The 5,560-nt window shown below is 54.3% G+C and carries 6 protein-coding genes and 1 pseudogene; 3 read left to right on the top strand and 4 right to left on the bottom strand.

Translation table 11 applies throughout. The annotated features are described in order from the left end of the window. Positions 1–415 (top strand): annotated as a pseudogene (gene pgi / locus Q0510_RS00405) (glucose-6-phosphate isomerase); the annotation flags it as partial. A 162-nt stretch (positions 416–577) separates the two neighbouring features. Here the strand turns inward: pgi and Q0510_RS00400 are convergent. The 3 genes from Q0510_RS00400 to Q0510_RS00390 form a co-directional block, all read right to left on the bottom strand. Further along, entirely contained in the window at positions 578–1,012 is a 435-nt protein-coding gene (locus tag Q0510_RS00400; RefSeq protein WP_298707221.1) for a DUF3276 family protein, read from the bottom strand. Between the two features lie 164 nt (positions 1,013–1,176). Further along, on the bottom strand, positions 1,177–2,976 hold the full coding sequence (locus tag Q0510_RS00395; protein ID WP_298707219.1) for an ABC transporter ATP-binding protein: 1,800 nt from the start codon (positions 2,974–2,976) through the stop codon (positions 1,177–1,179). 120 nt (positions 2,977–3,096) lie between these two features. Continuing rightward, positions 3,097–4,029 (bottom strand): phosphoribosylaminoimidazolesuccinocarboxamide synthase, encoded by a 933-nt coding sequence (locus Q0510_RS00390; RefSeq protein WP_298707217.1) that lies wholly within the window; start codon positions 4,027–4,029, stop codon positions 3,097–3,099. An 81-nt stretch (positions 4,030–4,110) separates the two neighbouring features. On the opposite strand from Q0510_RS00390, the gene Q0510_RS00385 reads away from it, so the two are divergent. Both Q0510_RS00385 and Q0510_RS00380 read left to right on the top strand, forming a co-directional pair. Next, on the top strand, positions 4,111–4,365 hold the full coding sequence (locus Q0510_RS00385; RefSeq protein ID WP_298707215.1) for a hypothetical protein: 255 nt from the start codon (positions 4,111–4,113) through the stop codon (positions 4,363–4,365). A gap of 2 nt (positions 4,366–4,367) precedes the next feature. After that, positions 4,368–5,039 carry an MgtC/SapB family protein gene (locus Q0510_RS00380; RefSeq protein WP_298707213.1) on the top strand — a complete coding sequence of 224 codons (672 nt, stop codon included), beginning with the start codon at positions 4,368–4,370 and terminating at the stop codon, positions 5,037–5,039. 1 nt (position 5,040) lies between these two features. Here the strand turns inward: Q0510_RS00380 and Q0510_RS00375 are convergent. Continuing rightward, positions 5,041–5,560: EamA family transporter (locus tag Q0510_RS00375; protein WP_298707211.1), on the bottom strand; the 520-nt coding region annotated here is incomplete at its 5' end.

Raw genomic sequence — 5,560 nt, 5'->3', positions numbered from 1 at the left:
CGCACCGGCCATCAGCCACAATCCCGTAGGCGATCACCACAATAAACTGTTGTCTAACTTCTTCGCGCAAACGGAGGCGCTCATGAACGGAAAAACCGCGGAGGAAGTACGCGCGGAAGGCACGCCCGAGGCACTGGTGCCTTTCAAGGTATTCACGGGCAACCGGCCAACGAATTCAATCCTCGTGAAAAAGATCACCCCCCGCACGCTGGGGATGCTCACAGCGCTGTACGAGCACAAAATCTTCGTGCAGGGCGTGATCTGGAACATCTATTCGTTCGATCAGTGGGGCGTGGAACTGGGCAAGCAACTGGCCAACCGCATCCTCCCCGAACTGGGCGGAAACGAGGAAATTGCTACACACGACGCTTCTACCAACGGGCTCATCAATGCTTTTAAGGAAATGCGCAAATAGCACGTTTTTAACGTCTTTCGACAGGCCGCCGGTATCATTGCCGGCGGCCTTTCTTTTTGTGCGGAAAACGCGGGGGATCGGTGGTTGCGGGACATAAAAAAACCTCCGCACTGCGGAGGTTTTTAAATTCTTTATCGTTGACAGGGAGAAAAGAAAAAGAAACTACCATTTGTCTACATCTTCGGAAGAAGGAGCAGGCGCTTCGGCTGCTTCTGCAGCTGCTGCGGCTACTTCGGAACGAACAGCGGCTACTGCTTCGTTTGCGTCGCTGTCCTGTTCGTCTTCACGAGCGTCGGAGTAGTCGTGGTTATATGCATCAAAATCGAAGTCGGGCATCAACTCGGTTTTTACGTAGTTGATGGTTTCCGTCAGGGCATTGAGGAACTTGTTGAAGTCTTCTTTGTACAGGAATACTTTATGCCTGTCGTAACCGTTGTCGTTGAAACGTTTTTTACTTTCCGTGATAGTGAGAAAGTAATCGTTGCCACGAGTCGTTTTTACATCAAAGAAATAAGTTCTCCTTTTGCCCGCTTTCAATCGCTTGGAAAAGATGCTGTCATTGTTTCTTTCCTGTTGATTGTTGTTTTCGTACGCCACAGTTGATAGATTTAAGTGTTAACGAATCAAATCCTGTTTGAGTGATCAATAATCAACAAATATACTATTGTTTTACAAATATCAAAATATTTTTAAATGATTTTCAAAAATCATCTTATATTCCGCGCAGGAGGGCATTACAGCAGTTTACAACTATGTGAAAACTACTCACTTACACGCTCTTCTTCTCCTGTCTGCTGGCGCGCGTACAGCTCCGCGTAATAGCCGTTTTTCGCCATCAATTCTTCATGCGTACCCGATTCCGCGATCCTTCCTTCATCCAGTACGATGATTTTATCAAAAGTGAACAGCGAAAAAATGCGGTGCGTGATGATGATAGCGGTCTTGTCTTTCAGGTATGCATACAGGTTCCCGATGATCTCCTTTTCGGTGCGCGCGTCTACGGCCGACAGGCAATCGTCGAACAGCAGGATGTTGGGCTGGCGGATCAGCGCCCTGGCGATCGAAACCCGCTGTTTCTGGCCGCCGCTGAGCGTTACGCCCCGCTCCCCCACTACCGTCTGGAAACCCTCCGGGAAACCGAGGATATCCTTCTCCACGGAAGCCTGGCGGGCCGCCTGCTGTACCGCCGCATCGTTGGCGCCGGGCTCGCCGAAACGGATATTCCCCGCGATGGTATCGGAAAACAGGAACACGTCCTGTGGTACGTGGGAGATTTGGTCGCGGAGGTTGTGCAGCGTCAGCTGGCGGACGTCGTGCCCGTCCACCATAATCGCCCCTTCCTGCGGATCGTACATCCGCAGCAACAGTTGCGCCATGGTCGTTTTGCCCGAACCCGTACGGCCGATCACCGCGATCTTCTCCCCCGGCCGGATGTGCAGGTTGAAATCCTTCAACGCCGTAATCCCCGTATGCGGATACGTGAAATTCACACCGGAAAAGCGGATCTCGCCTTTCAACGTCACATCTCCTTCCGCCGCCGGCGCATCTTTAATCTGCGGCTCCAGCAGCAGGAATTCGTTGATCCGCTGCTGCGAAGCCGCGGCCCGCTGGATCATAGAAGCCACCCAGCCGATGCTGAAAAACGGGAAAGTGAGCATGTTCACGTACAACACGAACTCCGCCAGGTTCCCCACCGTAATATTCCCCTTGATTACCTGCATGCCGCCGATGAAAATGGTCAGGATCACGCTCAGCCCGATCATCAGCGCCATGGCCGGCTGATACAGGGCGTCGGTTTTGGCGAGGCTGATGCTGCTTTGCTTGTAGGCTTCGCTGGCTTCCTCGAAATGCTGCGCAGAAGCGCTTTCCTGCACATACGACTTGATCACCCGGATGCCGGAATAGTTCTCCTGGGCCACCGACGTGATGTTGGACAACTGCGCCTGGATGCGCTCGCTTTTTTTATGGATGATACGGTTGACGAAGTAGATCGTGATGGCCAGTATGGGCAGCGGACTGAGGGTATAAAGCGTCAGCATGGGGTTGACGGCCCACATGAGCCAGATGATCATCACCATCATGATGAGCGTGCGCGTGGCGTACATCAGCGCTGGCCCCACGTACATGCGGACCCTGCTTACGTCTTCAGTGATCCGGCTCATGAGGTCGCCCGTGCGGTTGAGCTTGAAGAACTGGAGATCCATGCGCTGGTATTGCTGGTAGATCTCGTTTTTCAGGTCGTATTCGATATGCCGGCTCATGACGATGAGCGTTTGCCGCTGCAGGTACATGAAGAAGCCGCTCAGCAATGCCAGGCCGAGGATGGACAGGCCATAGAACATAAGCGTCTGGCTGAAAACGGAGCGGAAGGCGTCTTTCAGGCTCGTGTCGCTCAGCATGCGGTAACTTTTCAGGTTCTGCTCCAGCAGATCGAAGATCTGGCGGACCAAAATGGGCTGGAATACGCTGAATACGATGGAAACCGACGTGAAGAGCATCCCGAGCAGGAAGCGCCATTTATACTTGACGAAGTATTTGTTTAAAGCTGCGAGGTGTTTCATAAAGCTATACAAATGTAGCAATTGCGGGCGATTTTGCCGCTGCCGCACCGATCGCCCACCTGCAGGCTGTTTGGGGCGGATAAAAAGAAAAAGGAGCAACGCAAGTTGCTCCTTTTCGTATTAACCCAGTTTGGAAAGCGTGTCGAGAATGATCTTCTCCTGGTCTTCCTTGCTGACGTCTTCTTTCCTGAATGGCTGGCCGGTGATGTTTTCGAACAGCTCGATGTAACGGCCGGTTACGCTGTTAACGAATTCGTCGGTCATTTCCGGCACCTGCTGGCCTTCTTTGCCCTGGAAACCGTTTGCCATCAGCCACTCCCGCACAAATTCCTTGCTGAGCTGCTTTTGCTGCTCGCCGGCTTTCTGCTTCTCTTCGTAGCCTTCTGAATAGAAGTAGCGGGAAGAGTCCGGGGTATGGATTTCGTCGATCAGGTAGATCGTATCGCCGATTTTGCCGAATTCATATTTGGTGTCTACCAGGATGAGACCGCGTTTGGCGGCCAGTTCGCGGCCGCGTTGAAACAGGGCGAGCGTGTATTGCTCCAGTTTCTCGTAATCTTCCTGGCTCACCAGGCCCCGTGCGATGATCTCCTCGCGGGAAATGTCTTCGTCGTGGCCTTCATGGGCTTTGGTGGAGGGGGTGATAATGGGAGATGCGAAGAAATCGTTCTCCTTCAGCCCTTCGGGCAGCGTTACGCCGCAGAGCTCGCGTTTGCCGCTTTTGTAAGTACGCCAGGCATGACCGGTAAGGTTGCCGCGCACGACCATCTCCACGGGGAAGGTCTCGCACTTGAGGCCCACGGTAGCGCTGGGCAGGGGGACCGATTTCACCCAGTTGGGAACGATGTCTTTCGTGGCGTCGAGCATAATGGCCGCGATCTGGTTCAGCACCTGCCCCTTGTAAGGGATCGGGCGGGGAAGCACCACGTCGAACGCCGAGATACGGTCGCTCACAAACATCACCATCCATTTGTCTTCGATGGTATACACGTCCCGTACCTTACCTTTGTAGAAGGCCGTCTGGTTCGGAAACTTAAATGCGGATTCTGACATTCCGGAATAATTTAATAGATTACCTGTTTGAAAGTGCTGCAAAAATAGGCCAGCCGGGATTAAAAAATCAAAGCATTTTTTATGGACAGCCAAAATACCCCCTATCAACCGATCGACTGCAACTATTACGACCGCCTGGAAGCCTGGGCCACCCTCCGGGAACCCGTGCTGCTGGAGTTCCTGGGCGACGATGGCCAGCCCCGGACCGAAACGGCCGTTATCCGCGACCTCTATGTTCGGAATAAGGCAGAATTTTTGCTGACGGAGGCAGGCAGGGAGCTCCGGCTCGACCGGCTCATGGCCGTCAACCACCTCCCCGTTCCCAAAACTTGCTGAAAATGACAGGATTTCATATTGAATACGCAATGATCATCAAACTGGCCGTAGCCATGCTCGCCGGCTTCCTGCTGGGGCTGGAAAGGGAAATCCAGCGGAAAGCCGCCGGGGTCCGCACCATCACCCTCATCTGCATGAGCTCGGCGCTGTTTTCCATCCTCAGCATCCACTTCGGGGGCATGGTGTCGGGCGACCGTATCGCCTCCAATATCCTCACCGGCGTCGGCTTCATCGGCGCGGGCGTGATATTCAGGGGCGGATTTACCATAGACGGGATCACGACGGCCGCGGTGATCTGGATCTCCGCCGCCATCGGGATGGCCATTGGCGTGGGGAAGTACGACCTGGCGGCGTTTGCTGTCTTTTTTACGCTGTTTACGCTCTGGGGCTTCTCTTACTTCGAGCGCATCATCATGAAGAAAAGGGAAAGGAAATATTGCGCGATCCAGTATTGGGAAAGGAAACTCAGTCCCGAAGCGCTCGACGCGCTGTTCCGCTCCCACCACCTCAAATCTCTCAGCATCGCCACCACCAAATCCACCGACGACGCCGGCCGGATCATATATGAAGGCAAATACGAGCTGACGGGCACTTCCGCCCATCTCAAAGCGGTGAACGACGCGCTCCTCGACCATGCGGACGTGATCCGGTTCGAAGTGGAGCTGGCCAAATAAATCACTTCTTTTTTAAAGTCATCAATACTACCCCCGCGATCACGACCGCCGAACCCAGGATGGCATGCGGGGCGAGGGTTTCTTTAAGGAATACCCAGCCCAGGATCACCGCCACCACGGGGTTTACATAAGCATAGGTCGCCGAAACCTGCGGCGGGGCGTTGTTGACCAGCCAGCTAAAAGCCGTATAGCCCACCAGTGAGCCGAATACCACGAGGTAACCGATGGCCAGCCAGGTGCGGGTGGTCATCTCCCCTATTTTATACCATTGGTCCTGTTCCAGCAACACGCTCAGCAGCGCGGTCACCAATATGCCCGATAGCATCTGGATGGCCGAAGAAGTGAGCTGCGGCGGCGTCTCCAGCCGGGGGCTCAGGAGCGAGCCCAGCGCCCAGGAGATGGAACCGGCCGTGAGCACGGCTACCGGCCATAAGGGATAAGTGCGCACCGCATTATCGGGGTGCATGAGGTAAAACGGGTCGAAAATGAAGAAGAGCCCCACGAACCCCAGCACCAGGCCC

Origin of the sequence: uncultured Chitinophaga sp., from assembly GCF_937874145.1 — a bacterium.
GTDB lineage: Bacteria > Bacteroidota > Bacteroidia > Chitinophagales > Chitinophagaceae > Chitinophaga.
This window is presented reverse-complemented; position numbering and strand designations above follow the sequence as displayed.

Bases quoted from the DNA above. Each gene is read 5' to 3' on its own strand.
- Q0510_RS00390 (WP_298707217.1), bottom strand. From the start codon at position 4,029: ATGTCAGAATCCGCATTTAAGTTTCCGAACCAGACGGCCTTCTACAAA.
- Q0510_RS00385 (WP_298707215.1), top strand. From the start codon at position 4,111: ATGGACAGCCAAAATACCCCCTATCAACCGATCGACTGCAACTATTAC.
- Q0510_RS00380 (WP_298707213.1), top strand. From the start codon at position 4,368: ATGACAGGATTTCATATTGAATACGCAATGATCATCAAACTGGCCGTA.
- Q0510_RS00395 (WP_298707219.1), bottom strand. From the start codon at position 2,976: ATGAAACACCTCGCAGCTTTAAACAAATACTTCGTCAAGTATAAATGG.